The sequence below is a fragment of the Clostridioides sp. LIBA-2809 genome, assembly GCF_056688965.1.
The window spans coordinates 1,930,803-1,953,646 of the sequence record NZ_CP197004.1 but is presented as its reverse complement, the minus strand read 5'-3'; the positions used below and the strand labels follow the sequence as shown (position 1 = coordinate 1,953,646).

The 22,844-nt window shown below is 27.5% G+C and carries 22 protein-coding genes; 3 read left to right on the top strand and 19 right to left on the bottom strand.

Features of this window, described 5'->3' with window-relative positions:
- Positions 1–158: 158 nt before the first annotated feature.
- The 12 genes from ACTG44_RS09380 to ACTG44_RS09325 all read right to left on the bottom strand — a co-directional run bounded on the left by ACTG44_RS09380 (position 159) and on the right by ACTG44_RS09325 (position 10,145).
- The gene (locus ACTG44_RS09380) at positions 159–941 is read right to left on the bottom strand and encodes a PhzF family phenazine biosynthesis protein (protein ID WP_021384550.1); all 783 of its coding nucleotides are present in this window, start codon (positions 939–941) and stop codon (positions 159–161) included.
- Positions 942–972: 31 nt separating this feature from the next.
- On the bottom strand, positions 973–1,734 hold the full coding sequence (locus tag ACTG44_RS09375; RefSeq protein ID WP_479920203.1) for an EFR1 family ferrodoxin: 762 nt from the start codon (positions 1,732–1,734) through the stop codon (positions 973–975).
- 568 nt (positions 1,735–2,302) lie between these two features.
- On the bottom strand, positions 2,303–3,529 hold the full coding sequence (locus ACTG44_RS09370; RefSeq protein WP_479921632.1) for an RtcB family protein: 1,227 nt from the start codon (positions 3,527–3,529) through the stop codon (positions 2,303–2,305).
- Positions 3,530–3,778: 249 nt separating this feature from the next.
- Positions 3,779–4,609, bottom strand: coding sequence for a class I SAM-dependent methyltransferase (locus ACTG44_RS09365; RefSeq protein ID WP_044213380.1), 831 nt, complete (start codon positions 4,607–4,609; stop codon positions 3,779–3,781).
- 353 nt (positions 4,610–4,962) lie between these two features.
- Positions 4,963–5,865 (bottom strand): SPL family radical SAM protein, encoded by a 903-nt coding sequence (locus ACTG44_RS09360; protein WP_021384524.1) that lies wholly within the window; start codon positions 5,863–5,865, stop codon positions 4,963–4,965.
- A gap of 36 nt (positions 5,866–5,901) precedes the next feature.
- Positions 5,902–6,363, bottom strand: a complete 462-nt coding sequence (locus ACTG44_RS09355) for a pyrimidine dimer DNA glycosylase/endonuclease V (protein WP_479921631.1) — start codon at positions 6,361–6,363, stop codon at positions 5,902–5,904.
- Between the two features lie 51 nt (positions 6,364–6,414).
- Positions 6,415–6,870, bottom strand: a complete 456-nt coding sequence (gene def, locus ACTG44_RS09350; RefSeq protein WP_021384513.1) for a peptide deformylase — start codon at positions 6,868–6,870, stop codon at positions 6,415–6,417.
- A complete protein-coding gene (locus tag ACTG44_RS09345; protein WP_021384505.1) occupies positions 6,851–7,105 on the bottom strand; it encodes a helix-turn-helix transcriptional regulator in 255 nt (84 codons plus the stop codon). The genes def and ACTG44_RS09345 overlap by 20 nt, the downstream gene beginning before the upstream one ends.
- A gap of 96 nt (positions 7,106–7,201) precedes the next feature.
- Positions 7,202–7,918 carry an ABC transporter permease gene (locus ACTG44_RS09340; protein ID WP_479921630.1) on the bottom strand — a complete coding sequence of 239 codons (717 nt, stop codon included), beginning with the start codon at positions 7,916–7,918 and terminating at the stop codon, positions 7,202–7,204.
- Positions 7,915–8,598 carry a fluoroquinolone export ABC transporter permease subunit gene (locus ACTG44_RS09335; RefSeq protein ID WP_021384546.1) on the bottom strand — a complete coding sequence of 228 codons (684 nt, stop codon included), beginning with the start codon at positions 8,596–8,598 and terminating at the stop codon, positions 7,915–7,917. The genes ACTG44_RS09340 and ACTG44_RS09335 overlap by 4 nt, the downstream gene beginning before the upstream one ends.
- Positions 8,595–9,440, bottom strand: coding sequence for an ABC transporter ATP-binding protein (locus ACTG44_RS09330; RefSeq protein ID WP_021384544.1), 846 nt, complete (start codon positions 9,438–9,440; stop codon positions 8,595–8,597). The genes ACTG44_RS09335 and ACTG44_RS09330 overlap by 4 nt, the downstream gene beginning before the upstream one ends.
- A 114-nt stretch (positions 9,441–9,554) precedes the next feature.
- Positions 9,555–10,145, bottom strand: a complete 591-nt coding sequence (locus ACTG44_RS09325; RefSeq protein ID WP_479921629.1) for a TetR/AcrR family transcriptional regulator — start codon at positions 10,143–10,145, stop codon at positions 9,555–9,557.
- Between the two features lie 277 nt (positions 10,146–10,422).
- Between ACTG44_RS09325 and ACTG44_RS09320 the strand changes: the two genes are divergently transcribed.
- The gene (locus ACTG44_RS09320; RefSeq protein ID WP_021384535.1) at positions 10,423–10,656 is read left to right on the top strand and encodes a hypothetical protein; all 234 of its coding nucleotides are present in this window, start codon (positions 10,423–10,425) and stop codon (positions 10,654–10,656) included.
- A 214-nt stretch (positions 10,657–10,870) separates the two neighbouring features.
- Here the strand turns inward: ACTG44_RS09320 and ACTG44_RS09315 are convergent, their stop codons facing one another.
- The 5 genes from ACTG44_RS09315 to add form a co-directional block, all read right to left on the bottom strand.
- Positions 10,871–13,258: a cell wall-binding cysteine protease Cwp13 gene (locus ACTG44_RS09315; RefSeq protein ID WP_479921628.1), complete on the bottom strand. Its 2,388-nt coding sequence runs from the start codon at positions 13,256–13,258 to the stop codon at positions 10,871–10,873.
- 190 nt (positions 13,259–13,448) lie between these two features.
- Complete coding sequence (locus ACTG44_RS09310; protein ID WP_021384549.1) at positions 13,449–14,204, bottom strand: acyl-CoA dehydratase activase; 756 nt, start codon at positions 14,202–14,204, stop codon at positions 13,449–13,451.
- A 24-nt stretch (positions 14,205–14,228) separates the two neighbouring features.
- Positions 14,229–15,380 carry a double-cubane-cluster-containing anaerobic reductase gene (locus ACTG44_RS09305; RefSeq protein ID WP_021384521.1) on the bottom strand — a complete coding sequence of 384 codons (1,152 nt, stop codon included), beginning with the start codon at positions 15,378–15,380 and terminating at the stop codon, positions 14,229–14,231.
- A 207-nt stretch (positions 15,381–15,587) separates the two neighbouring features.
- Complete coding sequence (locus tag ACTG44_RS09300; RefSeq protein WP_021384533.1) at positions 15,588–16,328, bottom strand: EcsC family protein; 741 nt, start codon at positions 16,326–16,328, stop codon at positions 15,588–15,590.
- Between the two features lie 72 nt (positions 16,329–16,400).
- Complete coding sequence (gene add, locus ACTG44_RS09295; protein WP_479921627.1) at positions 16,401–17,390, bottom strand: adenosine deaminase; 990 nt, start codon at positions 17,388–17,390, stop codon at positions 16,401–16,403.
- 252 nt (positions 17,391–17,642) lie between these two features.
- Here add and ACTG44_RS09290 point away from each other — a divergent pair, with 252 nt between their 5' ends.
- Both ACTG44_RS09290 and ACTG44_RS09285 read left to right on the top strand, forming a co-directional pair.
- Entirely contained in the window at positions 17,643–18,896 is a 1,254-nt protein-coding gene (locus tag ACTG44_RS09290) for a sodium/glutamate symporter (RefSeq protein WP_021384560.1), read from the top strand.
- A gap of 97 nt (positions 18,897–18,993) precedes the next feature.
- Positions 18,994–19,218: a FeoA family protein gene (locus ACTG44_RS09285; protein WP_021384566.1), complete on the top strand. Its 225-nt coding sequence runs from the start codon at positions 18,994–18,996 to the stop codon at positions 19,216–19,218.
- Positions 19,219–19,910: 692 nt separating this feature from the next.
- On the opposite strand, the gene grdF is transcribed toward ACTG44_RS09285, so the two are convergent.
- Both grdF and grdG read right to left on the bottom strand, forming a co-directional pair.
- The gene (gene grdF, locus ACTG44_RS09280; protein ID WP_479921626.1) at positions 19,911–21,218 is read right to left on the bottom strand and encodes a sarcosine reductase complex component B subunit beta; all 1,308 of its coding nucleotides are present in this window, start codon (positions 21,216–21,218) and stop codon (positions 19,911–19,913) included.
- Between the two features lie 85 nt (positions 21,219–21,303).
- On the bottom strand, positions 21,304–22,590 hold the full coding sequence (gene grdG, locus ACTG44_RS09275) for a sarcosine reductase complex component B subunit alpha (RefSeq protein ID WP_479918668.1): 1,287 nt from the start codon (positions 22,588–22,590) through the stop codon (positions 21,304–21,306).
- Positions 22,591–22,844: the final 254 nt, after the last annotated feature.

Below are 22,844 nucleotides of genomic sequence, written 5' to 3'. Positions count from 1 at the left end.
TCCTATTTAGTTACTTTCTAAAAGAACGGACAACCAAGGAGGCAGGTTACTGACAGCAATTGCTGCGTCTGGACTACCAACCAGACTGTGTTTTTATCTTTATAAATTAAATATTATATTTTTTAATGGTACTTGTCAACATTGGTATCAATTAATCTCTAAATATCAATCTTTATTGTTCCATGCATAAACAAAACTGCTTCACCAGAAATTTTTACAGTATTATCCTCTAATAATTCACACTGAATTATACCACCACGATTAGACAGCTGTTTTGCAATCATTTTGCTTTTCCCCAATTTTTTAGCCCAATATGGAATAAGATTACAATGAGATGAACCAGTAACAGGGTCTTCTGAGTCCAATTCTGGACAAAAATATCTTGATACAAAATCTACTTTACTTCCTTGTGCTGTAACTATTACACCTAACCAATCTGTTAATTTACGTAACTTTGCATAATTAGGTGTATAATTTATAACTTCTTGTTCATTACTTAATAACAAAATTAAATCCCTTGAAGAGTAAATAGCACTTGGTATGCAACTTATCAAATCAATTTGTTGAGGTGATAATTCTATTTCAGTAGGCATTAGTTCTGGAAATATCATTTCGTATAGATTCCCATTTCGTGTAACTTCAAGATTTCCACTTTGAGTAAAAAAATTTATCTTTTTAACATTGATATCAATAAAATTTGAAATTACATAAGCTGCTGCCAAAGTTGCATGACCACACAAATCAATTTCTGCTTTAGGAGTAAACCATCTTAATCCATAACCTTCCTTATTTTTAACTATAAAAGCCGTTTCTGGAAGATTATTTTCTTCTGCTATTTTTTGCATTAACTCCAATGGCAATTTCTTATCAAGAACACAAACTCCAGCAGGATTTCCTTTAAATAATTTACTTGTAAACGCATCAACTATATAATAATCCATTCCTTATCCTCTCTTTCTAATTTAAATTTTCTTATATGTATTTCTCCAGATTACTCTGTTCAACAACCATTTTACCTAATAATGTGATTGCTTGTTTAGGGCAATTATTTATACAACGATAACACATTGTACATTGCCCATTGGAAACAATACTATCATTTTTAATTACTAAATTATTCATTGGACATAAACCAATACATTTACCACATACAATACATTCGTCAGCATTTATTTTTAGTTTGTCTGTATATAGATTCGTTTTGTTAATAAAGTATAGTCTTTGTCCAAATAATCCTACAATATGACAAAAAAAACCTAACCCATCTTTTGGTGGTATCCCAGATTTCAATTTTTTAATAGATTTATTTATTTTCTTTTCTGCTTTTATTACTAGGTTTCTATTGTACTCTAAAGAATGTTTTAGTACCTTTTCATCTCCGATACTATCTGGCATTTTTAAGTGTAATCCCCCAATAGTAGTAGCACCATATTTTTTAAGCATCCTAGATAACACTCCACAGCCATCTCCACTGAATAAAGCCATGGTTGCAATAATAAAAATACGTTTACCATTCCACAAATTTGAATGACTAATTATAAAATCTTTCAGTATTTTAGGTACATTACTATATTGTACAGGATAACCAAAAACAATATCTTCGTGATTGTGGATGTGTTTTAAAAGTTCGCTATCTTCAATAGAGTAAGAATTTGCTGTTGTATCATATTCTTGTAAAAATTTTTCTACACAATATCTTGAATTTCCTGTTCCACTAAAATATATTCCTATCATCAATCTTCTCCTATAACTAAGATTATATAGCTTTATTCTTAAAAGTTTCACTCTTTAATTTGCAATTTTATCATCTAAATTAAGCAATTAATTTAGATGATAAAACGCTTTATTTTATTTATCTTAATACAATATTCTAGATATGCTATTAAATCATCTTTTGAAGAAAAGTGCCAATATAATTCTTTTGATAGTGCTTTTCTACGATAATTCTAATGATTTTTCTCTAAACCACATTGTAATAGTAATGATTGTTGCAAACATTTCAGTTACAATCTTAATACCTAATGTCATAAATGAAATATTATCATTAACTAAAACATTATTTCCAATACTTTTATTGATTCTCGATTAAATAAATGAATTGTTTTAAAAATAGACTATATAATATCCCATTGTTTATCAATTGTCAAGTTTTCCATAAAAAATATTTGAAAATTTATTTGTATTATTAAATAAAGTCTTATTATTAATTATTAATAAAAAAGGAGCACTATTTTTATAGTACTCCTTATATCCAATCTTCCTATACATTAACTTTTATATATTATTTTAATCTTAAGTATTATTAATTTGATTTAAAATTATAAATAGGTTTCAATATATTAATTATGTTAACTGTATCTCTTATATTTTCTACAATCTCATCAATTGGTTTGTATGCTTGAGGTGCTTCATCAATAGTCTTAATATTTACACTTGTTGTAAATATATTTTTCATAGACTCTTCATAATCTTTCATATTTATACTTCTTTTTGCATCGCCTCTTGAAAGTATGCGTCCTGCACCATGAGGTGCAGAATTAACCCAATCTAAATTTCCTTTGCCTACTCCCAAAATAACACCATCTCTCATGTTTATAGGAATTAATAATTTTCTACCTTCATATGCTGCGATAGCTCCTTTTCTCAATATCTTATTTTCAATTTCTATATAATTATGTATAGTTTGAAAATATTCTAAATCATTAAATTTAAGACCTATGCACTCTTCAATTATCCTTTTAGCCATTGTATATCTATTTAATTCGGCATATTTTTGTATAATATCCATATCATGAAGATAATCCTCCATTAATTTTCCTTCTAAGTAACATAAATCTTTTGGTATTTTAGGGGTAAAGTTATGTTCTTTTTTAAGCTTTATCAATGTATCTTGAATCTCATCTTCTCTATTTTCCTTTTTATATTTTTCTATAAGTTTTTTGCTATCTTCTTCAAAGTCATTGTTAGCTCTTATATAATAATCATAAGCTTTTTTTTGATAACATTTTGCTACTCTATTTCCAAGATTTCTACTACCTGAGTGTATTATTAAATATTTATTTTTTTCATCATCTTCATCTAATTCAATGAAATGATTTCCTCCTCCAAGACTTCCAATTGCTCTGTTATACTCCTCAGTTGCTTTTCCTATATCTTTTAAACAGTATAATGATTCTATCTCTTTTTTATAATTTGCTTTACTATATTTATTTATATTAAATCCATGAGGTATTTTCTCTCTTATAAAATCATCTATTTTTTTTAAATCTAAATCAATTTTGCCTAGATTTACACACAAAACGCCACAACCTATATCAACTCCAACAAGGTTTGGAACAACTTTATCTTGTATTGTCATGACAGTGCCTATTACACAACCAGAACCTGCATGGCAATCTGGCATTATTCTTATCTTAGAATTCGTTGTAAACTCCTGATTACATAATTCTATTATCTGACTTATAGTTGTACTATCTACATTATCTGTAAATATTTTTGCTTTATTACACTTCCCTTGAACCTCTAACATCAATATCACATCCTTTTTAGCTATTTTAAGCTATATGTTACTTTTAATAGCATTAATTGTTTTAAAAGATATCTAAATAAACTTTATATAGAAATAACAATCTAAATATTAACTCTTACTTTTGTATAAGTAAATTTATAATGTATTAAAAGTAACATAAAAATTCCTATTTTTCAATATGTGTGCTTTTCTTATGGTATTTTATTATTATCGGTTTCAAGTTTTTATTTATTCATTCAGAAATATCTATTATTTTTGTAAAACCAATCCCATAGTCATACTGTCATCAGAATACACTTCACCTTTGACATTACTAAAAAATTCAACAGATTTAAATCCAATATCTTGAATTTCTAATAAGAAACTTTCTTTTGAAAAATAGTGATTCCAAATATAAAATACATTTTCATGTTTTTCTGTTATCACAAGAGTTTGCTCGAGTGTATTATAATCACTGTATTTACAATTATCTTGTATACACATATATCTTTCACTACTCCAAAATCCCCCATCTTCATTTATTTCCCAGCTCTTAATCTCTTCAAAATCATTGTATTTATTTATTGTAAATACATCTAATATCAGTTTTCCTCCAGGTTTTAAACTTTTATAAATTTTCTCCATTAGCAATCTTCTGTCTTCAGTTGATAAAGCTCCATAATCACAATAAATTAAAGTAGCTAAATCAAATTCTTCATTGTAATTCATACTTAAATAACTTTGAAATAAATAGTTTATATTTAAATTTGTTTCTTTATTTCTATTTTGTGCATATTTAATAGAACGTTTTGAGAAATCAATTCCAGTTACCTTATAGCCTTTTTGTGCAAATCTCTCTGCATATAATCCTGGACCACATCCTAAATCAATTAATTTAGGATACTCTTCTGGACTTGCAACTGTAACTATCCAATTTACAGAATCCTCAATAAAGTTAAAATTTCTACTTGCTCCTTCAAAGTCAACATCTAAATGAGCTTTTAATAATTGCTTTGAAATATACTCGTCATTCCAAAAATTAATTTCACTTCTTTTGTAAAGCTCTGGTCTTTCTAAATACATACATAATTTGTTTAACAAAACATACCACTCCTTAAAATTTTTATTTTTAAAATAAAAAAACCACAGAGTTTACTCTGTGGTTTAACTTCAAAAAGATGAGTTTAAATAAGAGTAAAATAGAACCAAATATTTTTAAGCACAACAATAAAACTGTAGTTTCACTTTGTTTGCTTATTAAATTTGATTTTATTCACTCTTTTCCAGAAATACTTATATCAACGATTTTATAATATCAAGTATCTCCGAACAACATCATCCTTTCATATTTTTATTTTATGAATTAATTATATATTTAATATTTATATATGTCAATAAAATTTAATTTAAATAGTTTACAATCATTTCACTAAAAATATTTTTTATATCTAAAATTAATCAAAAAAAGATAACTGTACATCTCGTGAGTTTTTTAATTTTTCATTCATTACCTTAGAATAACTGCTTGATAAAGAATACTTGTTTCTAAGTTCATTGACCATTTTATACAGTTGATTTTTATACTCTCTATTAGCTGACCCCGTACTATATAGTGTTGATAATTTATTAAATAATTCAGGAAACTCTTTTTTAACAAAATCAAAAAAGATACCTCTAGTTAGACCTCTTAAGTACAAGGTACCAGGCAAAACGTAATGTACATTACATTCTTTTGCATGTGTAAATAAAGAATTTATATTATCAAAATCATCTGTAATATACGGTATAATTGGCATAATATGCAATCCAATTGATGCGTTAGTTTTTCTAAACTCTTTTAACATATTAAATCGTCTCATTGAATCTACACCATTTGGCTCTATAAGTTTTTGTATATCTTTATTTACGGTTGTGATTGTAGATGCTATATTTATGTATGTAATCCTAGACAATTTATCAATCAAATCATAATCTCTCAAGATTAAATCCGATTTTGTTGAAATAATAGCTGGTGTCTTATACTTTATTAATAGATTTAATATTTCTGGCATAATTTTATAATCTTCTTCTATTGGTTGATAACTATCTGTAACACCACCTATATTAATTACTTCTCTATTCCACTTACTACTTCTAAGTTGTTTCTCAAGTTTTTCTACTATATTCGTTTTCACATAAATCTCTTCAAAGTAATTATTAGAATTAATATATTTATGAGAATAAATAGCATAACAGTATTTACATCCATGCTCACATCCTCGATAAATATTTAAATCCCATTTATAGGGCATACTTCTTTTTAATTTATTACAAGCTATTTCACAATTTATTGGAATATATTTCACCTTGTTATACAAATAATCACCTCTTTATATACAATAATATCACAATAATTAAGGTAGGTAATTTCCAGACCATAGTTTATAATCTTCACCGTATTTATAAAGTAATATATTCCATTCATTCATTGGTATTCCTCCACAGGTTGCTTTTTCTTCTAAATTATATAAACACTGTTTTAAATATATTTTATTATGCCAAGAATTATATAGATTTTCTAAATTTAAACTATGTACCTTAGATACATCATTTGAAAAATTGTTATTTTCCCATTTTAATATGCTAATATATTTAAGTTCATTAGGTTTATAATTTCTCTTTAACATTTCACCATGTATAACTTTTGTATAAAACTTAAATTCATCTATACTATAATTCAACACCTTATTAACTAATAGATGATTTGGTGTACCTTTTTTATCTATAGAACCTTTTATAGCAAGTAGTTCTCTCCATTGACTTACTAATTGATTTTTAGGTAATACATCAATTAAATCCTTATGCCATAATCTCATAATTTAACTCCTTACTATAAAATATTTTCTAAGTTTAATCCTAAACCTATATTATAATTTTACACGTTCAATAATTTTATCTGTAAAAACTATACCATTTAAATGGTCTATCTCATGACAAAGGCATTTTGCCATGAAACCTGAACCTTTAATTTCTATTTTTTCTCCATACTCGTTTAAAGCTTGTACTATAACTTTTTTGGGTCTTTTTAATTTTCCCCATATTTCAGGAAAACTTAAACACCCTTCAACAACAATTTGTTCTCCTTCTTCTTTAACAATTTCCGGATTAACAAGCTTAATAAGACCATCTCCTAAATCTATAACAACTAGTCGTTTTAATACTCCTACTTGGCATCCAGCTAATCCTCCACCATTTGGTGTGTTATACATAGTCTCTGCCATGTCATTTAATATCTCTCTTATTTTATTATCTACATTTTCTACATACTTACTCTTTTTTCTTAAAATTTCATCATCAAAAGTTCTAATCTCTCTTAGAGCCATAATGTTCCCCCCTACTTATCTGTGCCCTTGATTTTCTTTCACTTTCTTCAAATAAAAATACACTTTCAATTGGCTCATTAAAAACGTTTGAAATATCATATGCCAACCATATTGAAGGTTCGTTTTTACCAGTTTCTATAGCATTTATCGCCTGCCTAGATGTTCCAACTAATATACCTAGTTGCTCTTGTGTTAAACCTAATCTTTCTCTTAATATCTTTATTTTATTTTTCATACATACTCCATTCATGTAATGTTAACCTTACATTTCAAATGTAACATTTTTTAATCTCACTGTCAAGTTAACCTTACATTCATTCAATAAATTGTCTTATTTAATTATTTTTTTACTAAATTTTTTAAATAGCAGAAAAATCCATACTAATGATATAAAAATTGAAATAAACACATATATATAATTATTCTCTTTAAACGCTTTTGACAACCAAAATGTTGGCAAGAAAAATAGAATATATTGAACTCTATTTAAAATAAAAAATGGTGCTAAAATACCCATTATAAAAACACCTGATAATTTAGTAATAGCCATTCCTTCCAATTTATTTGAAGATAAAGAAATCACCAACATTGATATGATGATTCCTTGCAATAAAGATATTAAAGAAATTGATAAGTTTGATAAGAAAGAAATTTTAGTTAAAGAAAAAAACATTAGTAAAACTACTGTAATAATAAATGCTAAAATAGCTGGTATTCCAAGTCGTGAAATAAGATAACCAGTTTTACCAAGTGGAGTTACTATTAAATACCTTGAAATATTGTCATCAATTTCTCCTAGTATGACCATTGTAGAAGCAAAAGAGAACATAAATGGTGTAATAAAACCCATAAGTAAATCAAACATTAAGAAATATGGCTTCAAATTTAATTGATAATAAAATTTATCAAACAATATATCCTGTATTAATGGTATTCCGAAACTTATAAGCGCTACACATAGTATTGGAGAAACACATACCACAAAAAGCATAGCATCTCTTTTAATTTGCTCAAACTCTTGTTTGAAAGCATTCATAATTTTTGTCATAATTTTACTCCACCTACCTTTTTCCAACTACTGCGAACAAAATAATAAGTTACAAAATAAGTTATTATTAGCATTAATATTAAAATAAAAATGTTAATTATTATAAAACTTTTATCCCCACTAATAAGAGAAATACATATATTAAAAGGATAGAAATCTACATATGTTTTTGTATCAATAAGTACATTTAGTATTGGTGGAATAAAACATATAATCTCAATAGGAATAGTTAAAACAATAAACTTATTTAAGCTAGATGCTTTACTAGCAACGATTAATCCAATCAAAGAAAATATAACGGAAGAAAAAAAAGTTCCTATAATCGATATTATAATATTATCTAAATTTACTGATATAGCAATAAACATAGCTACAATACTAGATATTATTCCTAGTGAAATCACCTTTGATAAAATATATTCTGACACTTTTACTGGAGATACAGCCAAAGAATTTAAAACGCGTTGACTTTTCTCAAGGAGTACAATAGCTCCCATAAAAAACAATCCCATTGCTGCTGGGTCAGAATAAATCATAATTATAGCTATTTTTTCTCTCATAAAAGTAGGAAATACATTGATAACACAGATATATATAAGACTTAAAATGATGTATAAAAAATAAAAACCATATTTAAATTGAAACTTTACATCTCCTAAGATAAGATTTTTTAGTCTCATTGTAAATTCCTCCCTGTTATATCAATAAAAATATCATTTAATGTTGGTTCACTACTATGTATTGATAAAAGTTTATTTTTTTCAATAAGCATATTCAACTTTTTATCATTACTAGTATTATTTAGAAAACATTCAGAAGTTTTTTCTCCATTATCAAAATAAGTATATTTTATTTTTATAGCTCCTTTTGACATAATAAGATTATGTGGTGTATCTAGTGCAGATATTCTTCCATTTACAATAAAAGCTACCCTATCACAAAGCTCCGTTGCATCTAACATGTTATGAGTTGTTAAGATAATGGTTTTACCCTTAGATTTTTCTGATAAAATTATATCTTTCATAACTTTACTATTTGATGGGTCAAGACCACTTGTTGGTTCATCTAAAAATAAAATATCTGGATTATGTAATAAAGCTTTTATAAAATTTAGTCTAGATTTCATGCCTTTTGAATACTCAGATATCTTTTTATTTGCTTCATTTTCTAAACCTACTGATTTTAATAACTCATCAATAGATAGTAATTTTTTTGAATATAAAGAACCAAAATATTTTAGATTTTCTATTGCAGTCAATTTTTCATACAAACTTGGAAATTCAAAATCAACACCTATGTTTTCATAAAATTTATTTGAACATTTTTTACTTTCTATTCCATTAACAAGCACACTCCCCTTGTAATTAGTTATCATACCAATTAGAATCTTTTGTAATGTTGATTTTCCTGACCCAGATGGACCTAAGAATCCTAGTATTTCTCCTTTTCCTACTTTGAAATTAATATTTTGTAAAAAATCTCTATCTGTATAACTAAATGATAAATTATCAACTTTAATCATTTTATATTATCCTTTCTACTTTTTTGACTATTTTAATTATATAGTCAATAAAATACAATTTTTTTGTTTGTTAATTATTCTTTACAAAAATAATTAGCAAACAAAAGTTAAACTCTACTCCATAAGTTGTATAACTAACCCATGTATCATCAATCTTAGAGCATCTTCAAAACAATCACTTCCAATTTCTCGTTTATATAACATAGTAAGAAAAACTGCCCTAAAAGCTCCACTAAAGCTTTCTATATCTTTATTTTTTAAATTTGGTATATAAGATATAATCTCTCCAAGCTCAAAATCATCGTGTTTAAAATGTTCTTCTATTATAGAATCTGGTAACTTTCGCATTAATATTTCAAGTTCTCCATTTACCATAATATTTAAAATTGTAGTTCTATCTACCAGTCTATAAAATTTCATAAATATGTCTGTCAATTGCTCACATGTAATGTTTTCATCTATTCTCTCTATTTCGTACACAATCTGTTTCTGTATAGAATCATGTATATCTCTAAGTACCTCAAAAAAGAGCAATTCTTTTGATTGAAAAAATAAATAAAAAGTTCCTTTTGGAATTTTTACTCGTCTTACAAGCTCATCAACAGTAGTCTTTCTGATACCATATTGCTCCATACATAAACGTGCTTCTTCTTTAAGTCTTTTTATTATATACTCTCTTTCTTTATCAGAATATGATTTAGGCATCTTTTCTCCTCCATTTTGACTAAAATACTTTATACAGTCAATATAGTACTTTTTTTATTACCTGTCAATAGCTTTATTGATATACTTGAAAATCTTCGAAGATTCTGAATTTTTTATAGCCTTTTTTATTATATAGTGTTATAATATAAGTATAAATAATATATTATTCTAATTTTCATATCTATTTGCTTATTTTTTAACTTAGTTTCTAATAGAAGTAATCATATTCATCTTTTTAAAAATTTCATTTTTAATAAAAAATAAAGGAGTTGATTTCATGACTACTACTACAAAGAACCGTTTTCAAGATTATGTTCAAGAAAACTTAAATAAATATGTTGAAGTGCATTCTTATTTTAGCAGTTGTCCTCTATATGGTGAAATTATAGAAGCAGACAGCTTATCAATTACACTTTGCTCAAGATATATAGACGAATCTAATCCAACTTTAAATGAAACTTACACATTATATTTACCATTAAGCTCAATAATATCTATTAGAACACTATAAAAAGTTAATTGTATATGGGTTATTTATATATAAAATGTAAGATTTTCTGTATAAAATAACCCTTTTTATTTGTGCTTTAAACATATAATGTACAAATTTAAAGCTGAAAATAAAATTTTCTAATTATTGATTCTTTTATTCATCAATAATTTAAAATAATTATTTTCAGCTCTTGTTAATAAAAATTACTAATACATATTAATATTTAAGTATTTTATTTAGCACTCTTTAATTTTACTAGCTCTTTAAATGCATTTTGATTTGCTCCACCACCAACTTGAGTTACTTTTTCTAAAGTCTTATTTTTAAGAACTTCTTTTTGGCTGTCAGCTAATTTATCACCAACTAAAATTACTGGTGAACCAGTTTTAGCTCCTAGAGGACCAACTGCCAAACCATCTATTAAATCATTTTGGCTCTTAATTCCATTTTTAACTACAAATGCATTTTTTAAAGTATCTTTTTTATAAAAATTATCTATTATTTTTGAATTAGTTTCATCTCTACTACTACCAGATAATCTAGTTGGATTTTTCAATTTACTCTCTAGATTGCTTGATAAAGATACGGTTCCTCCAATAATATAAGATTTATCTATATTTAATGAATTTAAAAATTCATCTGCTCCCTGCAATTCGCTTTTTTCATTTGCAAGTATAATTGGTATATTGTTTTCTGCAGCAGCAGCACCTACACTAATGGCATCAGCTAATCCCTTTACTCCATTTACAACTGCTATTTGAGAAACACTTTTTATACTATTTAATTTTTGAGCTAATAATAAGCTTGTCTTGTATCTATCACTTCCTGATATTCTCTCTGTTGATATATTTAAATTTTTCAATTGCTGTTCAGTTTCTTTACTTATAGAATTTTCTCCACCTATTAAGTATACTTTCTTAACACCTAATCTTTGTATCTCAGCCTTAGTCTTTGAATTCAAAGCTTCTTTTTGTGTTAATAGTATTGGTGAATTGATAGCAGATGTAAAAGGAGTTGCTGCCAATGCATCCACTATTGAACCTCCATTTACTAAAACCACATTTTCTGAAGAATTGAAACCATTTTGACTAACTTTGATGGCAGTTTCATATCTATCACTACCAATTAAAGACTCATTTGGTATACTCTCGCCAGAAGACTTTTCTGTAACAGCTTTTATAGTAAAATTACATGGATAGAAGTTGCTATCTCTATTTATATCAAAGAATTTTCCACTACTATCTATAACATAGCTTTCACCTAAATTAGCTTTTGCTTTAAATGTATCATATCCTGGTACATTTGATTCAGAACCTATAGTTGACTCTCCATTTTTTGCCTCTATGCTTACTACAATTGCTCCCTTTCCTGCTGGTATATCAAAAGAATCAATTGGAACTGTTATGTATCCTGAATATTGGGCAGTACCTTCTTTTAATTTTTTCATATTATTTTCTTGAGGTATACCATTTACTACTGGAGCATAATATACTTCATATTTTGCGCCTATACTTTCAGTTAGAAACATTACAGATTTTAGAGTTTCATCACCTCTATTAAAATCAAATACATTTGCAGCTGTTATCTTATTTGAAATTAAAGGAACAATACTTGCATAGTCATGTTGATACATTTTCTCATCATCATTTGGTTTTTGACCACCTTTGATTGAAAAGTTGTCTATATCAGACATAAGTGTTTTATCTTCATAAGATATCCAGAAATATCCATCCTCAGAATTGTAATCTCCCCAACTATTTTTTATTAGCCAAGCACCATTTTTTGAGGGTTTAATGTTTGCATTAAAATTGTCTTTAGAATAGTTATCATCCCAACCTACAATTGAAATAGCATGATTAGTATTAAAGCTTTTCGTTGGGCAATAATATGAATTTTGATTTTCACTTTGATATTTAATATCTTCATAGTAACCAGATGTTACTGCTCCATACTGTAATATAGCATTTTTTGTAGAATTCATATCATTACTTACACACACGGCATCTGTCACATTAAAAACAGTTGGTGCTGTATTCATATTAGTTGGTTTTGTGGCTCCTTGTGCTTTAGACACTTTACCATTGTATGGAATGTCTTTTTCCAATTTAGGACCTGACCAAGATGTTAAATACCCCATAGCTTCATAATTTAAAGCACCATCCATATCATTTACAGTCCATCCATATTCACCCTCTGAAGCCCACCATCTTAGGTGTTCTTCTGATAAATCGTAATCTCCATAGTTATTTAACTTCAAGAAACTCTCTAAAGTTGCCATTGCAGCGAAATCCCAACATATTCCTAGATTCTCTTGATTTTTTACTGATGTCATAATCCCTAATTTTCTAGGGTCATAAGATGCTGGAGCTGTTCTTCCTTTACTTCGGATTTGAGTACCTTCCAGTTGATATGGGTTTGGTATAATACCATTATATTTTTCTGTACGTCCATTTTTAGCATCTTTTAGATATTGTTTATAGGTTTCACTGTATTCTGCTTTTTTTATCTGATTCAATGTATTACTACTGTCAGCTGATACAGGAATTGTTGACATTACTAAAATAGATATTAAAAATAGTGCAACAAATCTTGCTGCTTTTTTTGAAGCAAATTTTTTCACGCTTTCTCCCCCTTACTTCGAGTTAATTTTAAAAACTTTAATGTTATGTATGACTAAATATAAATTATTTATAAATATATAATCATTTAAATCAATTATACCAAAGTTCTCCTTTGGAAATAAACAAAATAAAATAAAAAACTGAATTTATACCAAATAAATCCAGTTTTTGTTTTATTTTTAATATATTTTATCTAAATCCTATTACAGCAGCCCCTAATGCTCCCATTATCTGAGTATCTTCTGCAATAAAAATTTTTTTATCTAATATTTCTTCTATCATTTTTACTAATTCTTTACTCTTTGCAAGTCCTCCAGTAAATGCAACTTCGTCTATTATCTCACCTCTTGCAAGCATTGAAGTAGATTTATTTGCAATAGATTTAAGTATCCCTGCTGCTACCTCTCCAGTAGAAATATTTTGAGCCAAGAGACTTACAATTTCAGACTCAGCAAAAACTGTACACATACTAGATATATTAACTGGATTATGTCCTTGAGCTAATGTATCAATGCTTTCTATATCGCTTCCCAAAAGATTAGAAGTAATTTCTAAGAATCTACCAGTTCCTGCAGCACACTTATCATTCATTATAAAATTAAATACATTTCCATCTCTATCTAAGTTTATAACTTTACTGTCTTGACCACCTACATCTAAAATAGTCCTTATATTCCTATTTAAAAAATAAACACCTCTAGTATGACAAGTTATTTCTGTTACTTTCTTGTCAGCAAAATCCATTACTCCTCTTCCATAACCTGTACCTACTACTTTTTTTATATCTTTTTTATCAATTTCACTACTTAACAACTCATAGACCTGTTTAGATGTACTTTTAGGGCTCCATCCAGTTGGTATAATTATCTTCTTAATAATTTTTTCACCATCGAATAATACACCTTTTGTTGCTACTGACCCTGAGTCCACTCCTATACTAAACATAATTCCTCCTATTTTTATGTATTCCTACAACATCTCTACAAACGCTTCAAATCTAGTTCTCAATTGTTCAGTATCTGATTTGGAATAATCAGTCTCAAGAGACATAAATGGCTTGTTTTTTTCTTTTGTAACGAACTCTTTTATTCTATAACTTTCTATATTAAATGTATGACATGCTTGTAAAACTACGTCTATTACAGCATCTACATTATATTCATCTATTATTCTATCTAATAATTCAATACGATTATCATTATTCATCATACAAGAACATCCTATGTTTATATACTTTTGTGTTAAAGCATCATATACGTCTTCTATTTCTTCATCAACCAATAAATCGTTTGATCTAATAGCTCCACAAAGTTCATACGCTACAACTGAAGCTCCTGCATCTTCTAAAGTCTTAACTATTTTTTCGCTTATTCCACCAATAGGAGAACCTGTTATCAATATTCTTGGTTTGTCTTTTTTAACTGGACATTCTCCTTTTTCATATCTTTCTTTCATATCATCTATAACTTTTCTTAAAGATTGCTTAAGTTCTGTACGGTCAAATTTAAAACCTGCTTGATATAAAACATTATGTAGCTCAAGTCCTGTAAGTGCAGATGGTTGTAATTTACCAAGTGCATAAAATTCTTTTAAAAGTTCTCTTTCTTCATTTTTGTCTTTTATAGCAGCTCTTATATCATCTTCTGTTATAGTCACACCTAAAGATTTCTCAACTTCATCTTTTAATCTTATCATTTCATCCTTCCAAAGCTTATAGGCAAATTCACCTTTTGAGGTATTTGGTAGATGCATTACATAAGTTGGTTTAACTTTTGCAAGTTCTTCATACATCTTTTTCTTACCATCACAAGTAGTTTCTCCTATTAACAAATCAGAAAAATAGAAATATGGACAGGTATCTGTTATTGCATGTCCATAACTTGATTTTATTAAAGGACAAAGATTTCTTGGAAGTACTCTTTCTGCATCTGGTATTGGCTCTTCACTAACTCCACATACACCTACTACAGTTGCTCCAGCTGCCATTGGAATTTCAACTGGAGTGAAGGTACAGAAAACTCCAACCATCTTTTTCCCACTTTCCTTAAGTTCTTTTGCATTTATAAATCCCTTTTGTCTAGCTTCATTAAAGCTATCAAATTGTTTTGGCAAATTTGTCATGAAAATATTCCTCCCAATTACTTTTCTTCATAGTTTAGCTTGTATTTTTAACAGTAAAAACTAAATTTTTCCATTAAAATACAAGTCTCTACATTAGATTCTATCATGCTTTACCTTTTATCCATAATCGTTTTTATCAATGCAAATCCAAGTATATATAGATATATTGTATAATCAATTTTATCTCTTTTTTATCTATTGTTGTACTTATAAATTAAGTTCTCTAATCCTCAATCTATAAGCATATACAGCAGTTTCATGCAATTTATCAATTAATTTGCCATTTACATAAAATCCTACAAATGCTCCTATTCCAGGCATTAGTTGCAAAAACTTAGCTAAATCTAAATAATCTCTGTATTCTTGTTGAAATGTCCTCCAATCAAAATCGTTGATATCTTCTGGTAAACACTTTACATACTCATCCCAGTTACTCATCAATTTAAAAGTTTCATTTATATGTTGTTGGCTAGAGAAAGCCAATTGCAATATGCTTAATATATAAATTCTTTCTCTGTAATCTTTAACATCATATCCATATATTGAAGCAACATCATATAAAAATTTTATTTTAATTCCTAGAAGTAATGGAAAATCAGAAAGACCTAGAAGAATTCCTCCTGCTCCTGTCCCTGCTCCTTCAATCATTGCTGTAGTTTTGTAATTTTTTGCTTTTTCTAAAACTAATTTTTCTCTTTCTTCTAATGACATATTTATGATTGGTGATTTTGTAGCATATTTGTACCCAAACAATACAGTCTTTGTCATTCCCTTTATTGAAGAAGTTATGACTTCATGGTATTTATCTGGCAATACTCCATTAAATTTATTTTGTATACCCTTTGATGCCTTATCGAATATAGAAGGTTTCTTTAATATATTTCTCTTCCATTCTTCAAGTTCTTTTTTAGCTAGTTTAATATAAGAGACATCTTCATAACTTTTCACGTTTTTTCTCCTACTCTAATATATTTTTATTGATTCATTTAAGTAGATTTAAAGTTCAAATAGCTTAATCTATTAAATTAAGCTATTTAAATACTTTTTAGTTTCTTTATCTGCAAAACTGGCTTCTACTGTATTTCTATACATTATTTTATAATCTTCTACTCCTAATTTAAATGTATTAAATATAACATTTAATTCTGAATTTAAACTTATATATGATACAGTTCTGTTATCGGTGTTTATACTTACATGTAAATTATCTTTATAAAAATCATAAAATGGATGTGTCTCATAAGAATCTACCGTCTTAGTTTGTACATTACTAGTTGGGCATAATTCAAGTAATACTTTTTTATCTTTAACTAAATTATACGCCTTTTTATGCTCATTAATTTTTACACCATGACCAATTCTATCAGCTTTTAAAATATTTATAGCATCTAAAACATTTTCTCCACTTGCAGCTTCTCCTGCATGTACTGTAACTTTATATCCATATTTTCTTGCCAATTTAAAAGCATCCTCATATTCCTTGCAAAAGCCTTCTTTCTCTGGTCCACATAAGTCTACTGCGACAACACCTTTATTTACAAATGATTTTCCTTCTTCAATTACTAATAATGCCTCTTTTGAAGTCATTGTTCTCATGCATCCTAATATTAAATTTCCTTTTATATCATAAATACTTTCAGCTTCTCTAATTCCTTCGATTATACTCTCTATTATGCTTTTAATACTCATGCCTTTTTGTGTGTGAAGTAATGGTGCAAATCTAATTTCAATGTATTTTACATTTTCTTTATCTGCATCTTCCAAAAGTTCAAAAGCAATTCTTTTTAAATTTTCCCTAGATTGCATTACTTTTAAAGGCAAATCAAATTTTTCTAGATATTCATCAAGTGAGGTACAATTAGAAGAAACTTTTGCTAGTTTTTTTATTTCATCAATATTATTTGAAGGTAAATCTATTTTCTCCTTAATAGATATATCAAACATGGTTTCTACTCTGACACTTCCATCTAAATGGCAATGTAAGTCTATCTTAGGTAAATTTTCAAACATTTTATCCTCCTACTATACTTATAAATACTATTCTCAACATATTTTTAAATCTTATTTCTATTATATCAATATACTAAGGTTTTTCATGCTAAAAAAGTTATATCTATTTAAAATATTTTAATTTATGATTATCTAATTATATCTACTGATTTTTTTTAATATACATTTATTAATATACGTTTAATAAAAAAACTAATACATAAGAATTTGAGTTATACAATAAATATTTCAAATTACAAAGGAGGATTTATTTTGCTTACCTTAACTTTTGATATGGTACAAACCCTGACACTATCTATGTTATTTTTTTTAATTGGTAATTTATTAAAGAATAGAATTAACTTTTTAAATAATTTCTGTATACCTGCTCCAGTAATAGGAGGTCTTTTATTTTGTTTTTTAAATTTGTTTCTTAAATATTTTAATATAGCAGATATATCTGTAAGTGGAAATTTAATGCCAAATTTTATAACCTTCTTTTTTACAACAATAGGACTTGAAATAAGCATAAACCTTATAAAAAAAGGTGGTAGTGTATTATTTAGATATTGGATTTTATGTGGAGTGTTAGCATTTTGTCAAAATATCCTAGCTATTACAATATCAAAAATTATAAAACTTGAACCTCTTTTAGGACTTATGTGTGGGAATGTATCTATGGAAGGTGGTCATGGTTATTCTGCCGCATTTGGACTTACAATAGAAAATCTTGGTGTAAATGGAGCAGTTGGAGTTGGTCTGTCTGCTGCAACAATAGGGCTTATTATAGGTGGTATATTAGGATGTCCTGTAGCTAGATTTTTAATAAATAAATATAAATTAAAACCCTCAACAAATATAGATTTATCAAGTTCTAAATACAACAGAAAATTAAATGGACTAGGTAATAAGTTTTTTAGAAGCAAAAATAGAATAAAAAACAATGACTTTTCTCAAACAATAACTCCAACTATATTTTTAGAACAGGTACTTATCATATTTATTTGTATAAATACAGGAGAAATCATAAGTAGAATCTTTTATATAACGTTTAATATTCTTCTACCTTCTGTTGTAACTTGTATGTTCTCAGCCGTTATCTTTAGAAATTTAAACGATAAGATAAATATATTGGAATTAAATTTTAAACTTATAAACTTTCTAAAAGAACTTTCATTGGGAATTTTTTTGACTTTATCTCTTATGAATATAGATTTATTTGAATTATCTACACTATTACCTCCTATTCTCCTAATCGTAACTTGCCAAGTAATTTTTATAATCCTATTTTCAGTATTTATTTGCTTTAGAATTCTTGGAAAAGACTTTGATTCTGCCATCATAATAAGTGGTTTGATTGGACATGGGATAGGAGCTACTCCAAATGCTTTAGCAAATATGAGCTCTTTGACACAAAAATATGGTGATTCTCCAAAAGCATTTTTAGTAGTTCCACTCGTAAGTGGATTTTTGCTAGATGCTATCAGTATCCCCTGCATATTATTTTTCATAAACATACTAAGTTAGTATGTTTATTTTTTTGTTATATATTGACAATTTGCTATTTTTGTTATATATTATAAATATAGAATTTGATAATGATTTTCATTAGGAGGTGTTAATAATGACTGTTTACAATTTGAAACTTGGACAAAAGGGAGTTATAGACAATATAGCTGGTAATGAAAAACTTATGAAGAGACTTCTAGCTTTAGGATTAATAGATGGCACTGAGGTTGAAGTTAAAAAGATAGCTCCTCTTAATGACCCTATAGTGATTAGATTTAGAGGATTTGATTTGGCTATTAGAAAATCCGATGCAAAGAATATAAATTTAAAAAACAATTAATATATAAGAATAAAAAAGAGATTTTAAAATCTCTTTTTTTATGTGTATAGATAATCTTAAATTGATACTACATCAGTATAAAAATTATTAATACAGACTTATAAATAATACTCTTATAAAACTACATATAAATATCCATAGATATGTTAATTACAAATAAATATATCTATGGATATTATTCCTTAATAGTACAAAATAAAAACTATTTTTATAAGTAAACTATATTGACTAACTCACGACTAAAGTCACAAGTGTGCGTAGCTATTTTTTAATCAAAAATATCTATATTATATGATAGATTATTCTACTTCATATATGATTGTATATTTTCTTTTAGATGATTTAGCATATATAATTCATCATCACAAATTGCAATTGAAATCAATATATACACCTTCTTTCTTGTTATTATTCTAATTATTATATAAAGTTAATTTTTTCTATTCAATTAATCTGTTCTAATATGTTGAATAGATGTTCCGAAATGTAATAACCTCACTTTTCATAGTATATCTAATTTAAATTTGTGTATCAAGATTATAGTAAATTAATTTATCATTTTATAAATTTAATTTAAGCAGTACAAATAATTTTTACTATTTTCAATTTGTATAATAAAAAAGATATCATAAAATAATTTCAAAAACTATTTTATGATATCTTTTTAATCTAAGTGTTGTGTTATATTTTTATTATTCAAATACTGTTTGAGTTTCTATATCCTCTTTTAGGGCATTTAGAGCTTTTAAAACTATATTCTTTCTAATCTTTTTACTTTCTTCTTCTCCTAAATTAGGATTTCCAAGTGGGTATGGTATTCCTACTGCTGGAACAATTCTGTTAGCTCCTATTGTAAGTGATATTGGTACAACAGTACAAATATGAACAACTGCTATACCAGCTCTTTCTATCTCTTTTACCATCGTTGCTCCACAACGAGTACAAGTGCCTCATGTAGATGTTAAAATTACAGCATCAACATTATCTTCCAATAATTTCTTAGAAAGTGATTCCCCAAATCTTTTAGAATTTCCAACACTTGTTCCTGTTCCTGTGGTAGTGATAAAATAATTTGCTAATTCTCCAATTACACCTTCTTTTTCAAACTCCCTAACTACATCTAATGGCACAACCAAATTAGGATTTTCAAGAACATATGCTCTATCATAACCTCCATGTATAGTTGTAAATTCTTTATTTGACATAGAACTCATATCTGTTAAATCATAAATTCCATACTTAGTAGCACTTGAAGACTCAATTTTATCTGGATTATCAGTTGGAACTATCCCTCCAGAAGTTACTAGTGCAAGTTTTATTTTAGATAAATCCTTAATAGGTTTCATAGGTGTAACTCTGTCAAATTCAGGCATCGGATACTCAGTCTCAAAATTTTCTCCTTGCATCTTCTTAACCAACATATCAATGGCTCTTTCAGAACCTCTGAGTTCGTGGAAGAAATTTTTTCTTATTCCTCTCATTATATATCCTTCTTCTTCAGGAGGTCCTATTTCTTCTCCTCTAACCAATTTAAGACCTAGCTTTGTCATTATTGGAACTACCTTTCTAAGACTAGCTGCCGAATTTCCTGTAGATATTATGTGTAAATCTAACTTAAACATATCTACACCAGGATTTTCTTTATACATTCCTGTAATTACTGGAATATTTAACTCCTCTTCAACTGCTTTGCAAATAGCGCCACAAGCTACTCCATATCTACCTGCATTAAATGCAGGTCCTGCAATGAATAAATCTGGTTTTTCGTCTTTTATCATTTTTAAAAGTTCTTGAGTTGCACTTTCAATATTTTCACCAAAATAAGTATCTCCACAAATTACAGTTGAAATTATCTCTGCATCATCGTCAAATTTACTTTGAAATGCCATTCCAGGTCCTACTACTCCATCCCTTTTCTCTGGCGGAATATCTGCTTTTTCTTCTCCTCCTATACCAGCAAAGAAATTATTTATATAATGAACCACTCTGATTTTACTCATCTCTTAACCCTCCAAATCACTTTATAGTTATTACATTAATTAGACCAATGATTACTCTAACAAAACTCTATATTCAACCATTTATTTAATAATATCTTGCTGTCAGATGATTATAACCATTTGCTATAGTTGAAGCTATTATTATTTGTAACTCTGCATCCATGCTTCCATCATCATTTAAGCATCCTTTATACCCGCCAATCATCATTTCAACATATTCTAAAGTTCCTATAATTTTCTCCATTGCTGGAAAATGGACCACTAAGTTTCCTTGACCACAAGAAACAACTGCATCTGCTTCTTTGGTAGCATCTGCTATAGACTGACTCTTTCCATCTTTTCCAGGGAATTCATCTGTTATCAAAACCACATTTGCTCCAACTTCACTACACTTTCTACAGTTCATCATTAAGTCAGTATCTGGATTTCCATAACCTTCTTCTGTAACTAGTACTCCATCAACACCCAAAAACTCTATTAATTTTGCTACCATATCAGAACTTCTCTCTTTATCAACTAAGAATACGTTTTCATTGGTCAAAATAACACCTACAAAATTTAAATCTTTTCCATGTCTTTTATATAAATCATGTATAACTGGATTATTTAAATGATGGAATGTGGTAACCTTATCACATGGTGCTACACAGTTTCCAGATATTATAGCTCCATCCATTATTTCAGTTGGATACATAAAAGTAGGAACTATTTGTTTAGCATCTACTCCATAATAATAGGTATCGTGTAAAAGCCCTTGTGATTGCAACATATGAACATATGCTACTGTTGGTAGATTTGGATATTCTTTTACTTGTTTTAATAATGGTTTTGTCTCATATACAATTATTTCATCTGGCTCAACTTCTCTTCCTGCTTCACCTATATATGCGCCTATTTTCAATCCAGCAATTCTAGCTGCTTCTTCATAATCATGAGTACCTATACCATCTTTTGCCTTTATAACAATACATACATTATTTGTTTTTGAAAAAGGTGTATATTTAGCAGTAGGCCCACTCATATCAATTACACCTTCTTGAAAGCCAACTATATTTCCACAAGTTACAACACAGGCTCCTAAAAGTACATGCGTTCTTCCACTCCCTACAGTTTTTACTTTGTTTATAATTCCAGGAAATATTTTACTGTCATCTCCAATTTTAACTCTAGGTTCTATCACATCTTTAACTGGAGCTATTCTTACTGACTCATCAGGTCTTGCAAGTTCAACATTTACACTTACAATCCTTTCATCTTCTAAGGCTATCTTTTCTATTTCTTTACTATTCACATATAGTACTCCATTTTTTACTTCTGTCTTTTCTCCAAATTCAACATTTTTTATAAATATATTCCCTAGCTCTAGCTTCATATGAAAATCCCCCTTAATATATTTAATCGCAATTAAAAGTATTTGTTATTATGTTTATTCATATATAAAGCATTTTCTATGCCAATTATTTAAAATCTATATTATATATATTGATGTCATAGATATTTTCATTTCTAATCTTTATAAGTATTGAATTTAGCAATAATTATTGTAAATCTTAATTTTAAAAATTATAATAAAAAAAGATAAACAGATTTTTCTGCTTATCTTTTAATAAAGTTTGAGAAATTTTT